Here is a 20,738-nt window from a genome sequence, read left to right as displayed (position 1 = left end):
CGGGGCCCGGTGGGGCCCGGCCTCCCGCGTACCGTCAGCCCTTCAGCGCCGGACCAGGCTGCTGCAGGACGGAGGGGGCGGCGGCGGACCGGCGCAGGAGATGCAGCGCATCATCGGGTCGGCGTGCCGGCGGGTGGCCCAGGGCACCGCGGAGAAGCCCAGTTCGGCGGCGGGTCCGGAGGCGGGCGCCGGGGCGGGCGCGGGGGACATGAGGGACATCGTGGTGCTCCTGTCGTGGGTGGTGTGGTGTTCCGGAGGACCGAGGTCAGCCGTGGGACCGGACCGGGTGCTCGGTGCGCCGGGTCGGCGCGCCGCTGTCCTGGGTGACCTGCAGACAGTCGACACACGACTGCTGGCACGCGGCTGCGGGGCCCTCGACCGCCGCAGGCAGCTGCTCGAATCCGAACGAGCGGACCGTGCGGGTGGTGGTCGTGACGGTGGTGTTCATGGAAACTCCCGATCGTGTGAGGCAGGTCCGGATTCCGGGACGCTGCGGCTCTTCCTGCTCGGTGGGCACGGCGGGCCGCCTTCGGCGGCTTCCGTGCGGAGTCGGAGCCCGGCGCGGGGGTGGTGCGCCGTCCAGCGACAGCCACCACGTTAGGAACCCGGCGGGGCCGGAGCTGTCCTGCGATCGGACCTCCGGCAGGACGACCCCCACCGCACGCGCCGTGCGCTCGGGTCCGTACGGCCTCCGTCGGTACGGCCGCCTCCCCCGCATCGACCGATTGCAGGACGGCTGCCGGCCGGGGCGCTCCCTAGCCTCGGTGACGACACAGCGGGAACGCCGCGACGCACGCCGTCCGGCCCGCGACCACCGCCGGAGGAGACAGCATGTCCGCTTACCTGCCGCACCTCGGTTCCGGGCTCGGATACCGCAGGCAACTGGCTGACGGGATCACCGGATCGGGCCTCGGCATCGACTGGCTGGAAGTCATCACCGAGCACTACCTGTTCGCACCCCCGGACACCCGCGAGGCCCTGCGCGAGCTCCGCCGCGGCCACCCGCTGGTCCCGCACGGCCTGGAACTCTCCCTGGGCTCACCCGAACCCCCCGACCCGCGCTACGTGGAGGAGCTCGCCGGACTCGTCGAGGAGATCGGTGCCCCCTGGTTCAGCGACCACCTGTGCTTCACCCGGGCCGACGCCGTCTCCGTGGGGACACTGGCACCCCTGCCGCGCAGCGGAGCCGTCGCCCGGCTCGTCGGCCAGCGCGCCCAGCGGGTCCAGGACGAGGTGGGCGTCCCGCTGATCCTGGAGAACATCACCTACCACATCGACCTGCCGAACCCCCTGACGGAAGCCCAGTTCATCGCCGAGGTGATGGAGCACTGCGAGTGCGGACTGCTGCTGGACCTCACCAACCTCGACATCAACTCCCGCAACCACCACTACGACGTCGGTGACTTCCTCGACACGATCCCGGTCGAACGCATCGTCCAGGTGCACCTTGCCGGCGGCACCGAGGAGGCCGACGGCACCGCCCGGGACACCCACAGCGCCCCCGTACCCGAACGCGTGTGGGAGCTGCTGGCCGAACTGACCGCGCGCACCGAGATCAAGGCCACCCTGCTGGAACGCGACCAGGACTTCCCCGAGGACTTCTCCGAGATCACCGCAGAGATCGCCCGTGCCCGGGAGACCGCAGGATGGGGCGCCGGTTCGGGCGTGCCGGGAGCGCCGGCAGCACTCCCCGGACGGGGGAGGGCCGAGCGATGACCGTGATGGACGCGCTCGCCGCACTGCTCGCCGGCCCCCTGCTGACCGCCGCCGAACTCCGGGACGATCCCGAGGCGGTACGCACCCGCTTCGGCCTGAGCGAGCAGGAGCTGGCACTCCTCGCCGCCGTCCCCGACGAGGTGTACGGCAGGGTGTCCCGCGACGTCGCCGCCAAACACCGCCTGGTCGTCGCCCAGGCGATGCCGGACACTGTCACGGAGGTGACGGCACGACACGCCGCCGTCCTGGAGGACTACGTGACCGGAACGGTCCGGGTTCCCCATCCGGACGACCCGGTCGGAGCGGAGCGGGCGGCGGAGGCCTTCCTGGCACACGGCGCCCCCCGGCTCCCCGCAGGGCTGGTCGAGTTCGGCCGGTTCGAGCTGGACCGCTTCCGGTTGCGTCGCGACGAGATCACGTCCGAGGCCGCCCGCTACTGGCACGAGACCGGGGTCCGGCAGCGGCGCGAGCGCGGTGATGCCTGGATGGACCGGGGCGTCGTCGTCGTACCGGCCACCGTCCTCGTCCTCTCGTACGCCCATGACGTGACCGCCCCCGACGCCCCCGCGGACGTTCCGGACGGCCCGGTGAGTGTGGCCCTGCAACGGGTGTGGCGGGAACCCGTGCGCGCGTTCCGGCTCGACCCCGGTACGCGGGACCTGCTCGCCCTGTGCGACGGCACCCGCACGGCGCGGCGGGCGGCCGCCGAAGCGGGCGCCCCGCCGACCCGGGCGAGCGCACTGCTGCTCTCCCTGGCCAGGGCGGGGCTCATCGTCCCGCGCGGCTGACCGGTGGCCCGCGGGCCCGGAGCAACCGGTGACCGCGGGGGTGAGGGCTCCCGGGGGAGGGGACCGGGAGGCCACCCTCCGGGGGGTCGAACGGATGAACGGAGCCGTCCCCCCGTCCGTCCGTTCGGAGGGTCACAGGGCCAGGAGGCATCCGTAGTGTCGAAGGCGTGCACACAGCAGGACCAACACAAGAGCAGGGACAGCAGGACAGCACCGGAACGTCCGCGACATGGGGAGCATGCGCGGCTGTGACGGCAACCGCTCACCGGGCATCCGAACCGGCGGTGATCAGACCGTGAGTAGACCCCCACAGCACATTTCGGAACGCACCTGCACTCGGAGGCCGGCCACCCGCCGGCCTTTTCCCTGTGCCCGGGTCCCTTTGCCGGGACGTTCCGCGCGCTCCCGCCGCAAGGTCGGGGTTCACTGGGGAGGTGGATCCCGACACGGACGGAGACACGTTCCCGCCGCCGCGCGGGGCGCTGCGCGGCGTCCGGGACGTACTCGACGCGACCGACCCCGGGCTGGTGCGGCTGGTCGGAGCCGCCCACACCGTCGGCGCGATCTGCCTGACCCTCGCCGTGCTGTGGGCCCTCGGCTTCGACACGCCCTTCCTGGTGGCGGCAGGCTCGTCCGCGCTGGTGTGGTCCATGGTGCTGACGGGGCCGAAGGAGGGGGAGCAGGCCGTCACCCACGCGCTCGGCCTGCCCGCCGCGCTGCTGGCCGCCACGGCGGCCGTGCTGCTCGCGCCGTACCCGGTCTGGTCCGGGGCCGTCTTCGTGGTGCTGCTGTTCGTGACGGTGTACGTCCGCCGCTACGGCCCCCGGGGCACCGCCCTGGGCATGAACGCCTTCCAGATGTACTTCGTCATGCAGTTCGTGCCCCTGCCGGACGGACAACTGCCCCGGCTGTGGGCGGCGCTGCTGGTGGCCTTCGGGTGCGGGGCCGTGGTGCGGTTTGTCCTGCTGCGGACTTCGCCCGCCCGGTCCTTCGTACGGCTGCGCAGGTCCGTGCGGGCGGCTCTCGCGGACGTGGCCGAGGCGCTGGCGGCGCTCGCGGACCCCGGGGACCGGCCGGGCCGGATCACTGTGCTGCGGCGGCGGCTGCGCAGGCTGCACACGTGCGCGCTGATGCTCCAGGACAGCGTCGAAGCGTGCGCCGCCCCGGCGGTCGCCGCGCGGGTGCGGACCAGGATGACCGAGACGGACGTACGGGCCGAACGGCTCGCGGTGATGCTGCTGCGGACCGGCGGGGCCTCCGGAGACTCGGCCGCGCAGGACTTCGCACACCGGCTGCACCTGCGCGGCGCCGACGGGCACACCGGAGGCGCTCCCGTGGCCGGGACGGCTCTAGGCCGTCTCTTTCGGATCTGGTCGGGTCCGCGGCGCCCGGCACCGCGCCTGGCCGCACTGCCGGGGCGACCACGTACGCCCAGTACGAGAGCGCCCCGACAGCACGCCCAGGCACGGCACCAGACACCGCGGACTCGGCCGACAAGATCCGAAAGAGACGGCCTGGCGGCCCGGCTGAGGGCCCTCCCGGGGGTCCTTGCCCGGGGCGGGCCTCCCCGCCCGGCGGCCGGTCTCGCGCGGGACACGTCCACCGCCCCCACCCCGCTATCGCGGCCCGAGGAGCCCGGAGAGGCGGTCACGGCCGAGGCCGTCGCCGTTGCCGATCAGGCACTGACGGACTTCGAGCAGGCCGCGGCCGGGCTCCGCGAGGCGTTCCGGTGGGAGCCCGGAACCCTGCCCGCCCCGGCGGCGCAGGCCTCCGGGCCCCCGCACCCGGAGCCGGAGGCGCGGAGCCGCGGAATGGAGCGTCCGACGACACGGGCGGCCGTCCAGGTGGCCTGCGGCGCCGCCGTCGCGACCGTCGGCGGCCAGCTGATCTCCTCCGACCACGCGTACTGGGCGGTGCTCGCCTGCTGGATGGTCTTCTTCAACACCTCCTCCACCGGAGAGATCGCCCTGAAGGGTTCCCGCAGAGTGGCCGGGACCCTGGCAGGTGCGCTCGTCGGACTGTTCGTCGCCTCGGCCCTCGCCGGACACCCCTGGGCGGCCTTCGTCCTCACCCTCCTCTGTGTCTTCGGCATGGCCTACACGGCCGCCCTGTCCTACACCGCGGCCACCTTCTTCATCACCCTGATGATCGCCCTGCTCTCGGACCTGCTGGGCACCTACACGGACGGCCTGCTGCTGATCCGGATCGCGGAGACCGCGTTCGGGGTCCTGTGCGGGGTCGCGGCCGCCGTCCTGGTCCTGCCACGGGCGACCGGGCAGCGTACCGACGCCCTGCTCGCCGAGGCCCTGCGCGCGCTCGCCGACGCGGTCACCGCGACGGTCACCCGGCTGACCTCCCCGGAGCCGACGGAGCCGCCCGACGCGCCGGTGCGCGCCGCGCACACCGCCGATCTGCGTGTGGAGGAACTGACGCGGTCGCTCACTCCGCTGGTGCACCCCGCCGCACTCCACCGGGCCCGCCGCCGGACCTCCCTCTACGTGCTGGGACTGCTGGAGACCTGCGCCTACCACGTACGGGTCCTCGCGGTGGAGGCCGGCCGCGGAGCCCCCGGCGGCTGGTCGGCCTCGCCCGCCCGGCCGCTGCTGGAGGAACGGGCACGGACGGTGGTGGTCCGGCTGGAGGGGCTGGCCGCCGGGCACGCGGACGGCCCGGAGCCCGCCGGTGCGGCCGGTGCGCCGGGCCCGGTGCCCCCCGATCCGGACGAGGCGCGCGTGCTGATGCACGTGCGCCGGATGGAGGACGACGTACGGGCCATCGCCGCGGCCCTGCCACGGCCGGTTGCCGAGGTCCGAAGGGAGCCGGGGTGAACGGATACGCGGCCGTCTACGAGGTGGTGGCGCAGCCGCCGCACCGCCCGGCCGGCCCGACCGCGGCGGACCGCATCGGCACCGTCCACGCGGCGGAGACCGACGACGGCGGGCTCCGTGCGGGGCCGCTCACCCTGTGCGGGCGCAGCACCGCCGGCATGCCGGCTGCGCCCGGCGACCGGCCCGGCGCGGCCGGCGAGGCCTGGTGGCCGCCCATCAGCGGCGTCCGGATCTGCGCGGCCTGCGACCGCGAGACCTGACGCCCGCCGGGACGGGCCTCAGGCGGGGTGGCCGCTGCCGTCGGCCAGCCAGGGCAGGCGGTGCCCCATGCGGTCGCGCTTGGTCACGAGGTAGCGGATGTTGTCGGCGCCGGCCGGCGCGGGCAGCGGCTCCACACCCGTGACCAGGAGCCCCAGCGAGGCCAGCGCCCGCGCCTTGTCCGGGTTGTTGGACAGCAGCCGGCAGGAGCGCACGCCCAGGTCGCAGAGGATGCGGGCGGCCGCCGTCCAGTCCCGGGCGTCGGCGGGCAGCCCGAGTTCCAGATTGGCGTCGACGGTGTCCCGCCCGGTCTCCTGGAGGGCGTAGGCGCGCAGTTTCTGGACCAGTCCGATGCCCCGCCCCTCGTGGTCGGCCAGGTAGACCACCACGCCGCGGCCGCCCGTCGCGACGCGCCGCAGCGCCTCGTGCAACTGGGGTCCGCAGTCGCAGCGCAGGGAGGCGAAGACGTCCCCGGTCAGACAGCCGGAGTGGAGGCGTACCGGGACGTCGGTGCCGTCGGGCACACGGCCGTCCGCGTCGAGCCCGCCGGCGACGAGGGCCACGTACTCGGAGCCCGTCGCCGCGTCCCGGTAACCGACCGCGGTGAAGGTCCCGTACGGAGTGGGCAGGCACACGGCGGCGGCGCGCTCGACGCGGGAGGCGGAGTTCCGCAGGTGCCGGATCAGGTCGGCGATGGAGATGATCGCCAGCCCGTGCTCCCGGGCGAAGCCGAGCAGCCGCGGCAACCGGGCCATGGAGCCGTCGTCGTCGACGATCTCCGCGATCACGCCGACGGGCGGCAGCCCGGCGAGCCGGGTCAGGTCCACGGCGGCCTCGGTGTGCCCGGGGCGGGCCAGGACCCCGCCCGCGGCCGCGCGCAGCGGGAAGACGTGGCCGGGCCGGGTCAGGTCGGAGGGGCCGGTGCGGGGGTCCGCGAGCAGGCGCGCGGTCCGGGCCCGGTCGGCCGCCGAGATGCCGGTCGTGACTCCCGTGCGGGCGTCGGCGGACACGGCGTACGCGGTGCCCTTGGGGTCCTCGTTGACGGCGGCCATCGGGGGCAGCCGCAGGGCGTCGAGGGCCGCCCCGGTCATGGGGGTGCAGATCACCCCGGAGGTGTGCCGGACGGTGAAGGCCATCAGCTCGGGGGTGGCGTGGACCGCGGCGAACACCAGGTCGCCTTCGTTCTCGCGGTCCTCGTCGTCGACCACGACCACGGGGCGGCCGGCGGCGATCTCCGCGACGGCCCGTTCGACGGTGTCGAGCACGGGCCCGTCGCCGTAGGAGGGGGTGTCCGTGCCGCGGTCGGGGTGGCTGTTCATGGCAGGTGGCCTTCCGGGTGGCGGGTGGCGGGTGGCGGAGTGCCGCCGGTTCCACGAGTAGCCCACGGGCGGAGCGCCGGACCTGTCATCCGATCGGAGGGGAGAAAGGCGGAACGGCCCCGACCCGGAACGCTCCGGCACGGAAATGAACCCGCTGCCGGAATGAAAGTCGTACGACCATCGCGCATTCTCCCGGGCCTGCGGCGGTCCGATCCGACAACTCTTTCCGCAACGCGGGTCGTTGGAAGGCTTTTCCGACCATGCGCGGCATGATGGCGCGGAATCGGCCCCGGTGGCTGCGTTGTTCCTCTTTTTCTCTCGGAGTGTCCGGATGATCAGAAATCCCTTCGGCAGGTGGACCGCGGTCGGGTCCCTCCTGGCGGCCCTGGCCTTCGCCTCCGGCTGCGGTACGGCCCAGCCGGACCGCGGCCAGGCGGCCCCGTCCGCCGCCGCGTCGGCGCCGGTCAGCCCGTCGCCCGCCATCACCGGCGCGGCCACCGAGGACCTGCGGGACCCCGCCGAGGTGGTCAGCGCGAACGGCCTGCTCAAGACGCGGATCGTGGTCGAGCGTAAGAAGGTCCGGCTCGCGGGCAAGGACGTCTGGGCGCTGACGTACAACGGCCTCTACATGCCACCGACCCTGCGCCTGAAGCCCGGCGACCGCATGGAGATCGCCTTCGAGAACAGGCTTCCGGAGAAGGTCACCAATACCACGAATCTCCACGTCCACGGCATGCACGTCTCGCCGGGCGGGAATTCGGACAACATCTTCCTCGCCATCGATCCGGGAAAGACCTTCGATTTCAAGTTCCAGTTCCTGAAGTCGCTGGAACCGGGAACCTATTGGTACCACCCGCACCCGCACACCCAGTCCGCCGCGCAGACGGCGGGCGGTATGGCGGGCCTCATCGTCGTCGACGGCCTCGACCGGTACATGCCGGAGCCGTTGCGCGGGATCACCGAGCACTCCATCGCCCTGAAGGACTTCCAGCTCGTCGGCGATCAGATCAAGACCACCGACCTGAAGATGGGCGCACCGACCACCCGTACCGTCAACGGACAGCTGAACCCGCGCATCCGCATCAAGCCGGGCGAGACCCAGCTGTGGCGGATCGCCAACATCGGCGCCAACATCTTCTACAAGGTCGCGCTGCCCGGCACCACGTTCCACGTCGTGGCGCAGGACGGCTACCCGGTGAACAAGGTCTTCCCGGTCGACTCGATCGTCATCCCGGCCGGCGCCCGCTACGACGTCCTCGTCCAGGGCGGCGAGACGGGCACCAAGGAACTGATCACCCAGCCCTACAACTCGGGCAAGGCCGGCAACCAGTTCCCGCAGGCGACCCTCGCGACCGTCGAGACCTCCGGCACGCCGGTGGAGCAGGCGGCCCTGCCGACGGCCTTCGCCCCCGTGGACGACCTGGGGAAGGAGCCGATCGCCGGGCGCAAGACGGTCGTGTTCACGGAGAACAAGGACGGCACGCTGTTCTACGTCAACGGCAAGCAGTTCGACCACAACCGGATCGATTTCCGGGTCAAGCTGAACACGGTCGAGGAATGGACGATCCGCAACGACAGCGACGAGGTCCACTCCTACCACGTGCACACGAACGACTTCCAGGTCATGAGCGTCAACGGGAAGCCCGCCGTGAACTACGGCTTCCAGGACACCGTGGACGTCCCCGCACGCGGCAACATCGTGATCCGGTCGCGCTTCGTCGACTTCCCGGGCAAGACCGTCCTGCACTGCCACATCCTCAACCACGAGGACGCGGGCATGATGGCGACGCTGCAGATCGACCCGTGACGACGGCGGAGTGACTCCCGCACGATGATCCCGCCGCGCGGGCCGGTCCCGGCCCGCGCGGCACCCGGCGAACGGCGCCGGTGCGCCGCCACGGCGCACCGGCGCCGTCCTTCGTCCCGCGGATCGCCCGAAGGCATGACCCGCGACCGCACGGACCACTGGTGTGCTGGCCGACGACCGTCCCGTACGACGTCGGAGGACGCCACCATGGACAGCCCCGGCACCCGCCCCGGCCCCAGCTCCCGCAGGAGCGCCACGATCCCGCCCGCCGCCCGCGCCGCCCTCGCACTGGCGGTTCCGCTCGCCGCGGGCCTGGCCGTGCACCGGCCCGACTACGGTGCCGTCGCCTCCCTGGGAGCCCTGTTCGGGGTCCTCGCCGCCACCGCACCCGACCTCCGGACCCGGCTGCGCACCGTCACCGCCTGCCTGCTGCTCGGCGGGACCGGAGCCGCCCTCGGCGGGCTCGTCCAGGGCCACGGATGGGTCGCCTGCGCGGCACTGACCGGCCTGGCCCTCGTGTCCGGGATGCTCTCCTCCCTGAGCCGCACCGCCTCGCTCGGCGGGCTGATGCTCCTGCTGAACGCGGTCCTGGCGGCCGGACCGCCCGCATCGGGCCCCCGATGGGTCCCGCCGCTGCTCATCGCGGGCGGCGGCCTGCTGGTCCTGGTCCTCTGCACCCCGGCCGGCGTGCGTACGGGCCGGCCGCCCGTTTCCGCGACCCGTCCGGTGCCCCGTAGGAGCCCGCGCGCGTTCTGCTCCTCGGCGGCCCCCTGGGACTACGGCCTGCGGCTCGCCCTGTGCGTGGGGCTGGCCCAGGCCCTGACCGTCCTGATGCCCTTCGAGCGGGCCTACTGGGTGCCGGTCACCGTGGTGTTCGTCCTCAAACCGGACCTCGGTCCGGTGCTGTCCCGCGCCCTGCTGCGGGCCGCCGGCACCGCCGCGGGCCTCCTGGCGGCCGTCGCCGTGTTCGCCGGCGTACCGCGCGGCTGGTGGGACGTGCCCGTCCTCGTCCTGCTCGGCGCCCTGGTCCCCGCCTTGTCCGGGCGCGGATACGGAGCCCAGACCGCCGCCGTCACCCCGATCGTCCTGCTGCTGTCCGACGTGGCCAACCTGGAGGGTACGGAACTCGTCGGCCAGCTGATGTGGGACAGCCTGATCGGCTGCGCCGTCGTCCTCGTCGCCGGGCACGCCCTGTGGCCTCGTACGGCCGCGGCTCCGGAGCCCGTCTCCCTGGGGACGCCGGCCCGGACGGGGCGTTTCGTGCGGGCATGAAGAAGCTCCCGGTACCGGCGGGGCCGGTACCGGGAGCCGGAGGCGGTGAGCCCCCTGGGTCCGCTACTCCGACAACGTTCCGGCGCTGACGGCGCCGAACTCGGCGGCGAGGGCGAGGGCGAGCTCCTGGATGACGGTCATGTCCGGCCTTTCGTCAGGTTCACGGACGGGATGTCCGTGCTCGATACGGCAAGTCCACCAGCCGGCGCCGGGTCCGACTGTCCTCCGTACGGACCACGAAGGGGACGACACGCGCCCGCCCCGCCCGGCACCCCGCAGGCTCAGCGCACCGTCCCCAGCAGGTGCTGGATCCGGCCGCGCCCGAGGTACATCGCCAGGCCCGCCGCCAAGGCCAGCAGCCCCTCCACGGCCACCACGGGGCTCGTGCCCAGATCGACGCCCGTCTGCAGCAGCAGGGCCGCCGCACTGTCCCCGGCGGTCACGGCCAGGAACCAGACGCCCATCATCTGGCTCGCGTACTTCGGCGGCGCCGTCCTCGTGGTCAGCGAGAGCCCCACCGGCGACAGGCTCAGCTCGCCGGCCGTCTGGACCAGGTAGACCGAGATCAGCCACATCGGGCCCACCTCCAGGCCCCGTTGCGCCCTCACCATCGGGACGACGAAGACGAGGAACGAGATCCCGACCAGCCACAGGCCCAGCGCGAACTTCACCACGGCCGCCGGCTCCCTGCGGCGCCGGGCCAGCCACACCCAGGCCCAGGCGAACAGGGGCCCCAGCACCAGGATCAACAGAGGGTTCACCGACTGGTACCAAGAGCTCGGGAACGCGAGGCCGAACAGCTCGTCGGTGGTGTGCCGCGCACCGAACACGGCCATCGTCGAGGCACCCTGGTCGTAGATCATCCAGAAGACGGCGGCGGCGGCGAAGAAGCAGATGTATCCGCTCATCGTGGACTGCTCACCGGAGTCCAACGACGTGTCGCGCTTGATCCTCGCCAGTACCGCCACCGGGATCGCGATGCCCGCCAGGGCCAGTGGGATCAGTGCCCGGCCCACCGTGAAGTGCCCGGACAGCACCAGGGCCGCATAGCCCAGTGCCGCGACGCCCAGCCACCGCGAGAACCTGCGCACGACGGAGGCGAGTTCACCGGGTGCCGGCGGCTCGGGCACGAGGTCGCCGCGGCCGCGCAGGTGCCGGGTGCCCAGCACGAACTGTGCCAGCCCGGCGGCCATGCCGACCGCTGCCAGCCCGAAGCCCAGGTGCCAGGAGACCTGCTGGCCGACGGTACCGATGACCAGCGGCGCCAGCAGGGCGCCGAGGTTGATGCCCATGTAGAACACGGTGAAGCCGGCGTCGCGCCGCGGATCGTCGGACCCCTCGTAGAGGTGGCCGACCAGCGTGGAGATGTTGGCCTTGAGCAGGCCGGACCCCACGGCCACCAGCACGAGGCCGGCGAAGAACGGCGGCAGCCCCGGCGCCGCCAGCAGCAGGTGCCCGGCGACGATCACGCAGCCGGCGACGATCACGGTGCGCCTGGGCCCCCACAGCCGGTCGCCCAGCCAGCCCCCGGCCATGCAGGGCAGGTACACCATGGCCATGTACAGCGACGTGACGGCCATGGCGGTCGTCGCGCTCAGTGCCAGACCGTGCCCCTGCGTTCCCGCGGCGGCGGCGGGCCCGCCCGCGATCAGGTAGAGCGGGAGCAGCGCCCGCATCCCGTAGAAGCTGAACCGCTCCCACATCTCGGTGAGGAACAGGGTGGCCAGTCCCCGGGGGTGTCCGAAGAAGGTCCCCGGCGCCGGGGCCGTGGAGGCTGCTCGGCGCCGAGCGGGCTTTCCGCCGCTCATGCGGGGGCTCCTTCCCCCCGTGCTGCGTGCCGGCCTTCATCGGCGAGGAGGGGCAGGTGGGCGCGTACGGTGCGGACGAAGTCGGCGAGGCCCAGGAAGCCGTGAGAGCGCAGTGCCGGGAGCAGGTCCGCCGGGCCGGTGACCTTCCAGGCGCCGAGCAGGCGGGCGCAATGGGTCTGCGTCCACTGCCGTTCGGCCGCCGAATCCGCCGGGCCATCGTCCGCGCCGCACCGGATCAGGGAGGCGGCCGTCGAAGCGAAGACGGGGTGGTCGTGCAGTACGGCGACGGCGGCCGTGGCCCAGTCCAGTCGGGAGGTGGTCCGCCACAGCCGCGTCGCCAGCAGGGGGCCGGCCTGCGGCCAGGGCAGTTCGCGTTCGGCGGGGCGCAGCAGCTCCGCGTACGGGCGGGCCGCCGCCGGATCGGCCGGCAGCCGCAGCTCCGCCAGGTGCTCCGACAGCGCGGCCGCGAGTGCGGGCCAGCCCGCCCCGGCCGTCGGTGGCGGGGCGGCGCCGGTGCGGGGGAGCGCGGCCAGGATCTCGGCGGCGGCGATGTCGCGCAGCGCGTCCGGGAAGCCGTCCCAGCACAGGGCCAACGCCTCCAGGACCTGCTCGCTGCCCACCGAAGCGTCGGCCCGGGCAGGGAACCCCTGTGGCAGCGGGCTGCTGCGCCAGGAGCGCAGGAACACCGTCTCGGCCAGGGGGGTCGGCGCCCCGAGGTAGGTGAGCCGGCCGCGCGCCGCGCTCTTCCCCGGGCCCGCGGTCTCCCCGGGTCCTGCGGTCTCCCCGGGGCCTTCGGTCGACCCGGCTCGCGGGGCCTCGGTGAGCGCCAGCCGGCGCAGGGCGGTGACGGCGTCGCGCCGTTTGATGCGGGGGCCGCCGCGGGAGTACCGGGTGTGGAAGGCCCGCACCTCGTCCGCGTCGGCTCCCCGGGTGCGGGCGGCAGTGAGGACGGTGGCGCTGTCGCGGGTGGTGAAGGGCATGTCCGCAGCGGTGTCGACGATGAGCCGGGCGCATCCGGATCCGATGACGCCGGCGCGCAGGGCGTGGCCGACGGCGTGGCGGAGGTCGACCAGGGCCCAGCTCAGAGCCCGGTGGCCGTCCTCGGGGCCGGCGTGGAGCAGGGCGACCTCGTCGTCACCGGTGACCTCCTGGTCGCGGTAGGCGCGGAAGACGCTGCCGATGCCGGTCATGCCGAAGGGCGCCAGTTCGGCGGCGCGCAGGGCCCCCATGCTGGCGGCTCCGTACACCTCGACGCCGTCGTCGAGGAGCGCGAGGAGTTCCTTGTGGCGGACGGCCCGGGAGTGCAGGAAGAGCCCGTCGACGATCAGGAGGCGGTCGCCGGACCGCAGCCCCCAGCGCAGGACCTGGTCCGCGGCCACGGGCGGTCGGACCTCCGCGGCGGGGAGGTGGGAGCGGACCTCGTCGGGCGTGAGGGTGGGCCCGGTGGTGACGACGGTGCGGCCGCGGAGGCTGCTCGCGGTGCGGGTACGGGTGTGGGTGCCGGTCGGGGAGGTCACGTCAGCTGCCCGCCTTGTGCGAGCGGAGGGTGCCGGGTACGACGATCCGGACGACCGGCACCGGGGAGCCCGCGGGGGTGAGGACCACGCGCAGGACGCGGTGCCCGGTGGCGGCGAGACGGCCCAGGAGGTCCTCCAGGTCCGCGTCGAGGTCGCGGCCGCAGGGCTCCGGGGGCGGCGGGGCGTGGTGGCGCGCGATCAAGGCGTCGCTGTCCGGTGCGTCGGGGGCGGCCGGATCGGCGGCCTCGACGGCGTACGTGATGAACGGCAGGTCGTCGCGGGCTCCGGCCACGGCGGTGAGCCGGGACTGCACCGCCTCGGTGACGGCGCGGGACAGGGCGACGTCGGCGTCGTGGTGGGTGCCGGAGCCGGAGAACCACGAGGGCAGGCTGGGGGACCACAGCCGCGCCTCGAAGGTCGGCAGTCTCCAGGGGCCGGTACGGTCCACGGCCTGCACCACCGCGCCCGCCGCGGCGCAGTGGCGCAGTACGGTTGCGGCGGCTCCGTGGCGGCCGGGGCGCAGCGCGGTGGCGTCAGCCCAGGAGCCGCCCGCGGTGAGGGCGAGTGCCAGGTCGTGGCGCTCGACCACCTCCTGGAGGGCGTGCAGGGTGGCTTCGACGAGGGTGTTGCCGCCGGCTATGCCGTTGCTCGTGACGGCGGCGAAGGTGCCGGGGGACCAGTGCGGCCGTACGCGCAGGTCGGTGCGGACGGCGTCCACCGGGAGCCAGGTCGCCCGGCTGCCGGTGAGGTCCTCGGCCGGGCACCAGAGGAGCGGTGTACCGGGCAGCGGCGTGCGGTCGGCGGAGGGGGCGAGGACGTACGGGTCGTAGGTGAGGGCGTCGGCGAGGTCGGCGACGGACGCGGTGACCGCGTCCGGCCGGGGCTGCTCGGAGACGTAGGACTCGTAGGCCTCCATGGCCGCCGACACGCGGGCCAGGCGGTGGGTGAACCCCTTGCCCTGTGCGACGGACAGGTTGGCGGCGTTCGGGCGTACCGCCTGCCAGACCGGCAGGCCGATGTCGTCGAGCTTCGTCACGTCGGCCACCCGCGTGATCCCGGCCCGCGGGAAGAGCGGCTCCAGACGGCGCCAGGTCTCTTCGGCCGCGGCCGCCCGATGGGTGCCGAGACGCTCGACGGTCAGTGCGTGGTGCGGCGCGGGACGCGTGGTGGTGGCGGTCATGGGACGGCCGTCCTTCGGATCGTCGTCGGGGGGGGAGGGTGCGAAACCGTGGAACACCGGCTCCTGACGACGGTAGGAGCGGTGCGGTGGCGGCCGTGTCCTCCGTTCGGTCCGTCCCGGTGGCCACCGCGAGGCTGCGGGCCTCCCGGTGCGGGTGCCGGACACGATGGGGACCGACCTGCTCCTCCTCCCCACCGACCGTTGGGAGGAACCGGGGGAGCGGCCGGCGCGCCTAGCGTCGAGGAGGCCCACCGGACGGAGCCGACCCGCCCCGACCGTGCCCGCGCACAGCGCGCGGCGCGTACGGCGGGAGGCGCACCGGGTGGACCGCGCCGCGTTCGCGGCTGACGCCGCGGCATCCCCGTGCAACGCCCAGGAGCGTACGTGCCATGTCCCCCTCCCCGCACAGCACCGCCCCGCGCAGCACCGCCCTGCCCCGCACCGCCAAGCCCCGCACCGCCCTGTCCCGCATCGTCCTCCGGCGCGCCGTACGCCCACTGCGCGCGGCAGGCCGCAAGGACGGTCCGCTCGCCTCCCGGGCCTTCCGGCTCTTCCTCCTCTCCCAGTCCGTCGCGGGCACCGGCACCTGGGTGCAGCGCACCGCACAGGACTGGCTGGTGCTGGAACTCACCGGGAGCGTGGCGGCCGTCGGCCTGGTCGTGACCGTGCAGTGCCTGCCCGCGCTGCTGCTCGGGCTGTGGGGCGGCGCGATCGCCGACCGGTACCGGCCCCGGCGGCTGATGATGCTGTGCAACGCGGTGGCCGCCGCGCTGGCGCTCGCCACGACCGTGCTCGTCGTGACCGGCACCGCCCGCATGTGGACGGTGTGCCTGCTCGCCGGCGCCCTGGGCGTGATGACCGCGGTCGAGGGACCGGCCCGCCAGGCCCTGATCCCGCGCCTGGTGGCGCCGGAGCACCGCCGCCGTGCGACCGGTCTGGCCACGGCCAACTTCCAGCTCGCCCGGATCGCCGGGCCCGCCCTCGCCGGCCTCGTCATCGGCTGTCTGGGCACCGGCTGGGCCTTCCTCCTCTGCGCCCTCACCCCCGTGGCCTGCTCCACCGGGCTGCTCGCCCTGCGGCACACGGCGGCCCTGGACCGGACCCCCGTCCGGCACGCCGCGGACCGGGTGAGGGCCCGCGGTACGCTCGGGCTCCTCGCCGCCCACCCGCGCCTGCGGTGGACGCTGGTGCTGAGCGGGCTCATGGCCCTGTTCGGACTGAACCTCCCGGTCCTCCTGCCGGCCCTGGCCACCGACGGCTTCGGCGCGGCGCCCGAGTCCTTCGGCCTGCTCAGCGCCCTGCTGGCCGTCGGTTCCGTCCTCGGCGCCCTGCTGGCGGCCCGGCTGCGGACCTGCCCGCTGCGCACGCTCGCCGGCTGCGCCCTGGCCGTGGGAGCCCTCCAGGCCTGCGCCGCCCTCGTCCCCTCGATGGCGGCCTTCGGGGCCCTGCTGGTCCCGGTCGGAACGGCCGCGCTGTGCTTCACCACCACCGCCGCCACAGCGATCCAGATGGGGGTCGGCCCCGCCCTGCAGGGCCGGGTGGCCGGACTGGCCATGCTGGTGACCCTGGGCTCGGCCGCGGCGGGTGCCCCGCTCGTCGGCACGCTCGCCGAAGCCTTCGGGCCGCGCTGTGCCTTCGCCCTCACCGGCGCCGCCTGCGCCGGGATCGCCGTGCTCGCCGTCGTCGCCGTGGTCCGCACCCGGACCACCGCTCCCGCCGGGCCCGTCACGAGCCCCGGGTGCGTGCGGCCGCGCCACACCGTCGCCGCCACCCGGCGGCCCGTCGCCGTCGAAGCCTGAGGAGCGGGACCGTGCAGTTCCCCGACACGGGATACTCAGCGGCCGCTGCCGTCGCCGCTGCTGCCACCACGGACCGGACGGCTCGTCTCGCGGAGCAGCTGGGCGGCGAGCGCCAGCGCGGTGCCCCGGGGCGAGGACAGGTCGAGGCCGGTCAGGGCGGTCAGCCGGGCCAGCCGCTTGTCCACGGTGTTCGGATGCACGCCGAGGGCCGTCGCGGTGGCCCGGCGGTCCAGGGAGAGCTCCAGATGGCTGCGCAGGGTGGCCAGCAGTTCCGGACGGTGCCCGACCGGATCCAGCAGCCCGGCGATGCTGTCGCTGCCGGGGCCGGTCCGGGACAGGTGGAACTCCAGCAGGACGTCCTCCAGCCGGTGCACCCGGCCGACCGGGAGACCCCCCGCACGGGCGATCCGTACGATCTCCTCCGTGATCCGGGCGGCCTCCGGTACCCCGGCCGCGTCCCGGGCGGGCGCCGCGGCGACGTACAGAGGGCCCCCGTACCCCTCGGACAGCAGCCCGGCCAGGCCCGGCGGGACCTTCCCGCACCCGGGCAGCACGGCTCGCCCGGCCAGGGCCCCGCCCTCCGGCTCACCGGCCAGCAGTACGGGCGCCCCGACGGCAGTCGTCCTGCCGAGGGCGGTGCGCAGCCCGCGCAAGCGCCGCCGGTGCCCGACGGGACCGCCGTCCGGTGCCGCAGGGCCGGTCCCCAGCGCCAGTACGAGGAAGGGGCCGTCGAGGTCGATGCCCGCCTGCCGTACGTCCTCCGGGCCGAGCCCGCCGTCCAGCAGCCGGTGCGCCAGCCGGGTCCCGTCCGCGGCCCGCTCCGAAGCGAGCGCCTCCCGCTCCTCCAGATAGCGCTCCGTCACCAGCCCCACCACCTCGGTCTGGGCGCGCAGCAGCAGGTCGACGAGTTCGGCCACGGCCCCGCTCTCGTGCGGCCCGGCCTCCTCGCGGATCACTTGCCACAACCCGTGCACGCCGAGGGCGTACGTACGGAGCAGCAGGTGCAGCGGAACCCCCTCCTCTGCCCGTCGGGCGGCGCGCTCCTGGAAGAGCCGGTACCCGTCCGGGGCCGCGGGCGGGGACACCGCACCGCGAAGGAACAGCCGGACCCCGTGCCGGACGGTGGCCGCGATCTCCACGTCCTTGACCTCCGCCGGCAGCTCCGCGTAGCCGGGTATGCCGTCGAAGACCTCTCTGCTCAGCTTCCGGGCCAGGGAGTTGGCGCGTGCTTCGCACCGCAGGGCGAGTGCGCGGGCGTCGTCGGAGACCACGTGCCCTCCAGATGCCGGTGATGTGACGCGTCACCCTAACCGGCGTCACCGGGTGGGATGCGGGACGGTTTCGTGCACGTCCCGCGCGGCCGAGACTCGGCGTGCCAGCGCACGAGTGAAGAGCATGGAAAGAACCAAGGAGACAGCCCCATGAGCGCACCCCTCGCCCCCGAGCCGCTCTCCCACGGCCCGGTCCCGCCCGACCGTTCCGCGGAGTACCTCGCCTACGCCGACCGCGTCTGGTACGGGACGGCGGACCTCCAGGACCACCTCACGGGCGTCTACTCCGGGGACCGGCTGATCCGGCTGCGCGAGGAGGTCGGCTTCTGTCCCGGGTTCGCCAACTCGGTGGTCTTCGACACCGGCGACGGCTTGGTCCTCGTCGACTCCGGGGACGTCATGTCCGCGGCCCAGCGGCACGCGGCCGTAAGGAACTTCTCCTCCGACCGCGTGGCCGCGGCGATCCTCACCCACGGCCACGTGGACCACGTCGGCGGGCTCGGCCCGTTCGACGCCGAGGAACACCGCCCGGAGGTGCACGCCCACGAGGCCGTGGCCGCCCGCTTCGACCGCTACCGCCGCACCGACGGATACAACTCCTGGATCAACCGGAGGCAGTTCGGCGTCCCGTGGCTCGACTGGCCCACCGAGTACCGCTACCCCGACACCACCTACCGGAGCCGTCGCACCCTGCGGCAGGGACGCCTGACCTTCGAACTCGTGCACGCGCGGGGCGAGACCGACGACCACACCTACGTCTGGGTGCCCGAGTCCAAGGTGCTCTGCACCGGCGACCTGTTCATCTGGAACACCCCCAACGCGGGCAACCCGCAGAAGGTGCAGCGCTATCCGGAGGAGTGGGCCGCCGCCCTGCGGGCCATGGCCGACCTCGGGGCCGAGCTCCTGCTGCCCGGTCACGGCATTCCCGTCATCGGGTCGGGACGGGTACGGGAAGCCCTCCTGGACACGGCATTCGTCCTCCAGACCCTGTGCGACCAGACCCGCGACCTCATGAACCGGGGGCTGCGCCTCGACGAGGTCGTCCGCCGGGTACAGGTGCCGGCCGACCTGCTCGCCAAGCCCTACCTGCGGCCCGCGTACGACGAACCGGAATTCGTCGTACGCAACCTGTGGCGCCTGTGGGGAGGCTGGTACGACCAGAACCCGGCCCACCTCAAGCCGGCACCGGAGTCGGACGTGGCGGCCGAGTTCGCCGCCGCCGCGGGCGGAGCGCAGGCCCTCGCGGCCCGGGCCGCCGAACTGCTGGCATCCGGCCGGCTGCGCCTGGCGGCGCACCTGGCGGAGACGGCGGCGCTCGCCGCGCCGCGGGACAAGGAGGTCGCCCGGATACGGGCCGAGGTCTACGCCCGCCGCGCCGGGCACGAGACCTCGACCATGGCCCGGGGCATCTTCGCCTGGGCGGCGGCGGAGTCCTCCGCGGTGGTGGAGGGGACGGACGTGGCGACCGAACTGGCCCGCACCCCACAGGGCGCCGGGCACGTGGCGGGCCGGGTCGGCGTCGGACTCGCGGACGACGCGGCCGGCACCGTGGCGGGCGACACCGTACGGTGAGGCCTGCCGCCCCGAAGGGGCGGACGGCCCCCGCCCCGCACGCTCCCGGTGCCTGGCCCACGGCACGGCTGCTCCTGCTGTTCATGGTGGTCAACTTCGCGGACAAGGCCGTACTGGGCCTGGCCGGGCCGCGGATCATGGAGGATCTCGGCCTGGACCGGAGCCGGTTCGGCTCCGCCCAAGCGGCGTTCTTCGCGCTCTTCTCCCTCTCGGCCATCGGCGTCTCGCTGCTGACCCGCCGCATCCGCACCACCGTCCTGCTGCTGGCGATGGCCCTCGCCTGGTCGGCGGCCCAGCTCCCGATGCTGTGGCCCACTGCCGGACTCGGGATGCTGATCGCCACCCGGGTGCTCCTCGGAGCAGCGGAGGGACCGGCGGCCCCGGTGGCTGCGCACCATCTGTACGGATGGTTCGCGCAGCGGGACCGCACCCTGCCCACGGCCGTGCTGCTCGTCGGTGCGGCGGCCGGAGTAGCCCTGGCCGCACCCGTGTTGACCTGGGTCATCGCCCTGTGGGGATGGCGGTGGGCCTTCGGAGCCGTAGGGCTGGCCGGGCTCGGATGGGCAGCGGTGTGGGCGGTGCGCGGCCGCGAAGGGCCGCTCGCACCGCCGCTCGGCGCCCACGCCGCCGCGGCCGGTCCGGACACGGCGGACCCCGGGCCCCCGCTGCGTCGGATCCTGGTCACCCCGAGCGTGCTCGCGGCGGGCTTCGCCTGCTTCGCCGTCTACTGGCAGATCAGCGCGCAGCTCACCTGGGTCCCCGACTATCTGCACACGGCCCTGGGCTGGTCGGCCGGCGCGACCGGCCTCGCGGTGGCGGCGGGTTCGCTCGCCAACGCGGCGGTGCTGCTCACCCACGGCCTGCTGGCGCGGGCCGCCACCGCACGCGGAGCCCGGCGCCTGCGCAGGCTGCCCGCCGGATCGGGGGCGGGCCTGCTGATGCTGGCAGCGGCCTCCGCGGTCGCAGTGTTCGTCGCCGGTCCGGCGTGGCTGAAGCTGCCGATGATGTGCGGCCCGATGGCACTGTCCGCGGTCATGATGACGGTCGGCCAGACGGCCTGCGCCCGGATCGCACCGGCCCACCGCCGGGGTGCGGCCCTCGGTGTCGTCGTCGGCCTGTCGTCCGTGGGCGGCGTGGTCTCCCCGGTGGTCCTGGGGCGGATCGTTGACGGCGCCCCTGCAGCAGCCGTCGGCTACGAGCGTGCCTGGCTCCTCACGGCAGCCCTCCTCGCGCTCGCCGGCCTGCTCGCCGCCGTCTTCCTGCGCCCCGAACGGGACGCGCACCGCCTCGGGGTTCCCGCCGAGGAGGCCCCCTGAGGCTGCGGGCCGCCGAACAGCGGGACCGGGCGGGGGACGGGGCAACCGGGGGCGCACCGGGTCGTCCGTCGGCGCCGGAGCCGCCGTGCGCCCCGCCCCTTGCCGGCACGGGGACGCGGTTACCTCGTAAGGCCGTCGCAGCGAAGCCCGCCCGACCGGACGGCCCGACCGGACCGCCCGACCGACTGACCGATGGGAGGACACCCCGGACCCGCCCTCCCGCCTACGGTGTGCGTCCCGGCCGGCGCTTCCGTGCGGCACGGACGCCGGGACCGCCGGCCGATCAC

At 74.4% G+C, this 20,738-nt stretch carries 16 protein-coding genes; 9 read left to right on the top strand and 7 right to left on the bottom strand.

Features of this window, described 5'->3' with window-relative positions:
- Nucleotides 1-42: 42 nt before the first annotated feature.
- Entirely contained in the window at nucleotides 43-219 is a 177-nt protein-coding gene (locus ACZ60J_RS01070; RefSeq protein ID WP_469677823.1) for a hypothetical protein, read from the bottom strand.
- Between the two features lie 46 nt (nucleotides 220-265).
- On the bottom strand, nucleotides 266-448 hold the full coding sequence (locus ACZ60J_RS01065) for a hypothetical protein (RefSeq protein ID WP_469677821.1): 183 nt from the start codon (nucleotides 446-448) through the stop codon (nucleotides 266-268).
- Between the two features lie 383 nt (nucleotides 449-831).
- Between ACZ60J_RS01065 and ACZ60J_RS01060 the strand changes: the two genes are divergently transcribed.
- The 4 genes from ACZ60J_RS01060 to ACZ60J_RS01045 all read left to right on the top strand — a co-directional run bounded on the left by ACZ60J_RS01060 (nucleotide 832) and on the right by ACZ60J_RS01045 (nucleotide 5,592).
- Nucleotides 832-1,716, top strand: coding sequence for an MbnB/TglH/ChrH family RiPP precursor modification enzyme (locus ACZ60J_RS01060; protein ID WP_469677819.1), 885 nt, complete (start codon nucleotides 832-834; stop codon nucleotides 1,714-1,716).
- Nucleotides 1,713-2,504, top strand: coding sequence for a hypothetical protein (locus ACZ60J_RS01055; protein ID WP_469677817.1), 792 nt, complete (start codon nucleotides 1,713-1,715; stop codon nucleotides 2,502-2,504). The genes ACZ60J_RS01060 and ACZ60J_RS01055 overlap by 4 nt, the downstream gene beginning before the upstream one ends.
- A 434-nt stretch (nucleotides 2,505-2,938) precedes the next feature.
- Nucleotides 2,939-5,332, top strand: a complete 2,394-nt coding sequence (locus ACZ60J_RS01050) for an FUSC family protein (RefSeq protein WP_469677815.1) — start codon at nucleotides 2,939-2,941, stop codon at nucleotides 5,330-5,332.
- Nucleotides 5,329-5,592, top strand: coding sequence for a hypothetical protein (locus ACZ60J_RS01045; RefSeq protein ID WP_469677813.1), 264 nt, complete (start codon nucleotides 5,329-5,331; stop codon nucleotides 5,590-5,592). Before ACZ60J_RS01050 ends, ACZ60J_RS01045 begins: the two co-directional genes overlap by 4 nt.
- Before the next feature lie 18 nt (nucleotides 5,593-5,610).
- Here the strand turns inward: ACZ60J_RS01045 and ACZ60J_RS01040 are convergent, their stop codons facing one another.
- Nucleotides 5,611-6,909 carry a bifunctional 3,4-dihydroxy-2-butanone-4-phosphate synthase/GTP cyclohydrolase II gene (locus tag ACZ60J_RS01040; protein WP_469677811.1) on the bottom strand — a complete coding sequence of 433 codons (1,299 nt, stop codon included), beginning with the start codon at nucleotides 6,907-6,909 and terminating at the stop codon, nucleotides 5,611-5,613.
- Nucleotides 6,910-7,240: 331 nt separating this feature from the next.
- Between ACZ60J_RS01040 and ACZ60J_RS01035 the strand changes: the two genes are divergently transcribed.
- Both ACZ60J_RS01035 and ACZ60J_RS01030 read left to right on the top strand, forming a co-directional pair.
- Nucleotides 7,241-8,716 (top strand): multicopper oxidase family protein, encoded by a 1,476-nt coding sequence (locus tag ACZ60J_RS01035; RefSeq protein WP_469677809.1) that lies wholly within the window; start codon nucleotides 7,241-7,243, stop codon nucleotides 8,714-8,716.
- A 207-nt stretch (nucleotides 8,717-8,923) separates the two neighbouring features.
- Complete coding sequence (locus ACZ60J_RS01030; RefSeq protein ID WP_469677807.1) at nucleotides 8,924-9,988, top strand: FUSC family protein; 1,065 nt, start codon at nucleotides 8,924-8,926, stop codon at nucleotides 9,986-9,988.
- Between the two features lie 281 nt (nucleotides 9,989-10,269).
- Here ACZ60J_RS01030 and ACZ60J_RS01025 read toward each other — a convergent pair whose 3' ends face one another.
- Genes ACZ60J_RS01025 through ACZ60J_RS01015 form a run of 3 tightly spaced genes read right to left on the bottom strand, consistent with a single transcriptional unit; the run spans nucleotide 10,270 to nucleotide 14,493 of the window.
- Nucleotides 10,270-11,796, bottom strand: a complete 1,527-nt coding sequence (locus ACZ60J_RS01025) for a peptide MFS transporter (RefSeq protein ID WP_469677805.1) — start codon at nucleotides 11,794-11,796, stop codon at nucleotides 10,270-10,272.
- Nucleotides 11,793-13,313, bottom strand: a complete 1,521-nt coding sequence (locus ACZ60J_RS01020) for a TfuA-like protein (RefSeq protein ID WP_469677803.1) — start codon at nucleotides 13,311-13,313, stop codon at nucleotides 11,793-11,795. The genes ACZ60J_RS01025 and ACZ60J_RS01020 overlap by 4 nt, the downstream gene beginning before the upstream one ends.
- A 1-nt stretch (nucleotide 13,314) precedes the next feature.
- Entirely contained in the window at nucleotides 13,315-14,493 is a 1,179-nt protein-coding gene (locus tag ACZ60J_RS01015) for a YcaO-like family protein (protein WP_469677801.1), read from the bottom strand.
- Between the two features lie 389 nt (nucleotides 14,494-14,882).
- Here ACZ60J_RS01015 and ACZ60J_RS01010 point away from each other — a divergent pair, with 389 nt between their 5' ends.
- Nucleotides 14,883-16,292 (top strand): MFS transporter, encoded by a 1,410-nt coding sequence (locus tag ACZ60J_RS01010; protein ID WP_469677799.1) that lies wholly within the window; start codon nucleotides 14,883-14,885, stop codon nucleotides 16,290-16,292.
- Between the two features lie 35 nt (nucleotides 16,293-16,327).
- Here the strand turns inward: ACZ60J_RS01010 and ACZ60J_RS01005 are convergent, their stop codons facing one another.
- Nucleotides 16,328-17,563 carry a PucR family transcriptional regulator gene (locus ACZ60J_RS01005; protein ID WP_469677797.1) on the bottom strand — a complete coding sequence of 412 codons (1,236 nt, stop codon included), beginning with the start codon at nucleotides 17,561-17,563 and terminating at the stop codon, nucleotides 16,328-16,330.
- A 150-nt stretch (nucleotides 17,564-17,713) separates the two neighbouring features.
- Here ACZ60J_RS01005 and ACZ60J_RS01000 point away from each other — a divergent pair, with 150 nt between their 5' ends.
- On the top strand, nucleotides 17,714-19,135 hold the full coding sequence (locus ACZ60J_RS01000) for an alkyl sulfatase dimerization domain-containing protein (protein ID WP_469677795.1): 1,422 nt from the start codon (nucleotides 17,714-17,716) through the stop codon (nucleotides 19,133-19,135).
- A complete protein-coding gene (locus ACZ60J_RS00995; RefSeq protein WP_469677793.1) occupies nucleotides 19,132-20,451 on the top strand; it encodes an MFS transporter in 1,320 nt (439 codons plus the stop codon). Before ACZ60J_RS01000 ends, ACZ60J_RS00995 begins: the two co-directional genes overlap by 4 nt.
- The last annotated feature ends 287 nt before the right edge of the window (nucleotides 20,452-20,738 follow it).

Source organism: Streptomyces sp. NPDC104226, from assembly GCF_055584085.1.
This window is presented reverse-complemented; position numbering and strand designations above follow the sequence as displayed.

What these genes read in the sequence shown, in the direction of transcription:
- ACZ60J_RS01040 (WP_469677811.1), bottom strand. Translation starts at nt 6,909, where the DNA reads ATGAACAGCCACCCCGACCGCGGCACGGACACCCCCTCCTACGGCGAC.
- ACZ60J_RS01055 (WP_469677817.1), top strand. Translation starts at nt 1,713, where the DNA reads ATGACCGTGATGGACGCGCTCGCCGCACTGCTCGCCGGCCCCCTGCTG.
- ACZ60J_RS01070 (WP_469677823.1), bottom strand. Translation starts at nt 219, where the DNA reads ATGTCCCTCATGTCCCCCGCGCCCGCCCCGGCGCCCGCCTCCGGACCC.
- ACZ60J_RS01060 (WP_469677819.1), top strand. Translation starts at nt 832, where the DNA reads ATGTCCGCTTACCTGCCGCACCTCGGTTCCGGGCTCGGATACCGCAGG.
- ACZ60J_RS01025 (WP_469677805.1), bottom strand. Translation starts at nt 11,796, where the DNA reads ATGAGCGGCGGAAAGCCCGCTCGGCGCCGAGCAGCCTCCACGGCCCCG.
- ACZ60J_RS01000 (WP_469677795.1), top strand. Translation starts at nt 17,714, where the DNA reads ATGAGCGCACCCCTCGCCCCCGAGCCGCTCTCCCACGGCCCGGTCCCG.
- ACZ60J_RS01030 (WP_469677807.1), top strand. Translation starts at nt 8,924, where the DNA reads ATGGACAGCCCCGGCACCCGCCCCGGCCCCAGCTCCCGCAGGAGCGCC.
- ACZ60J_RS01010 (WP_469677799.1), top strand. Translation starts at nt 14,883, where the DNA reads ATGTCCCCCTCCCCGCACAGCACCGCCCCGCGCAGCACCGCCCTGCCC.
- ACZ60J_RS01015 (WP_469677801.1), bottom strand. Translation starts at nt 14,493, where the DNA reads ATGACCGCCACCACCACGCGTCCCGCGCCGCACCACGCACTGACCGTC.
- ACZ60J_RS01035 (WP_469677809.1), top strand. Translation starts at nt 7,241, where the DNA reads ATGATCAGAAATCCCTTCGGCAGGTGGACCGCGGTCGGGTCCCTCCTG.
- ACZ60J_RS01065 (WP_469677821.1), bottom strand. Translation starts at nt 448, where the DNA reads ATGAACACCACCGTCACGACCACCACCCGCACGGTCCGCTCGTTCGGA.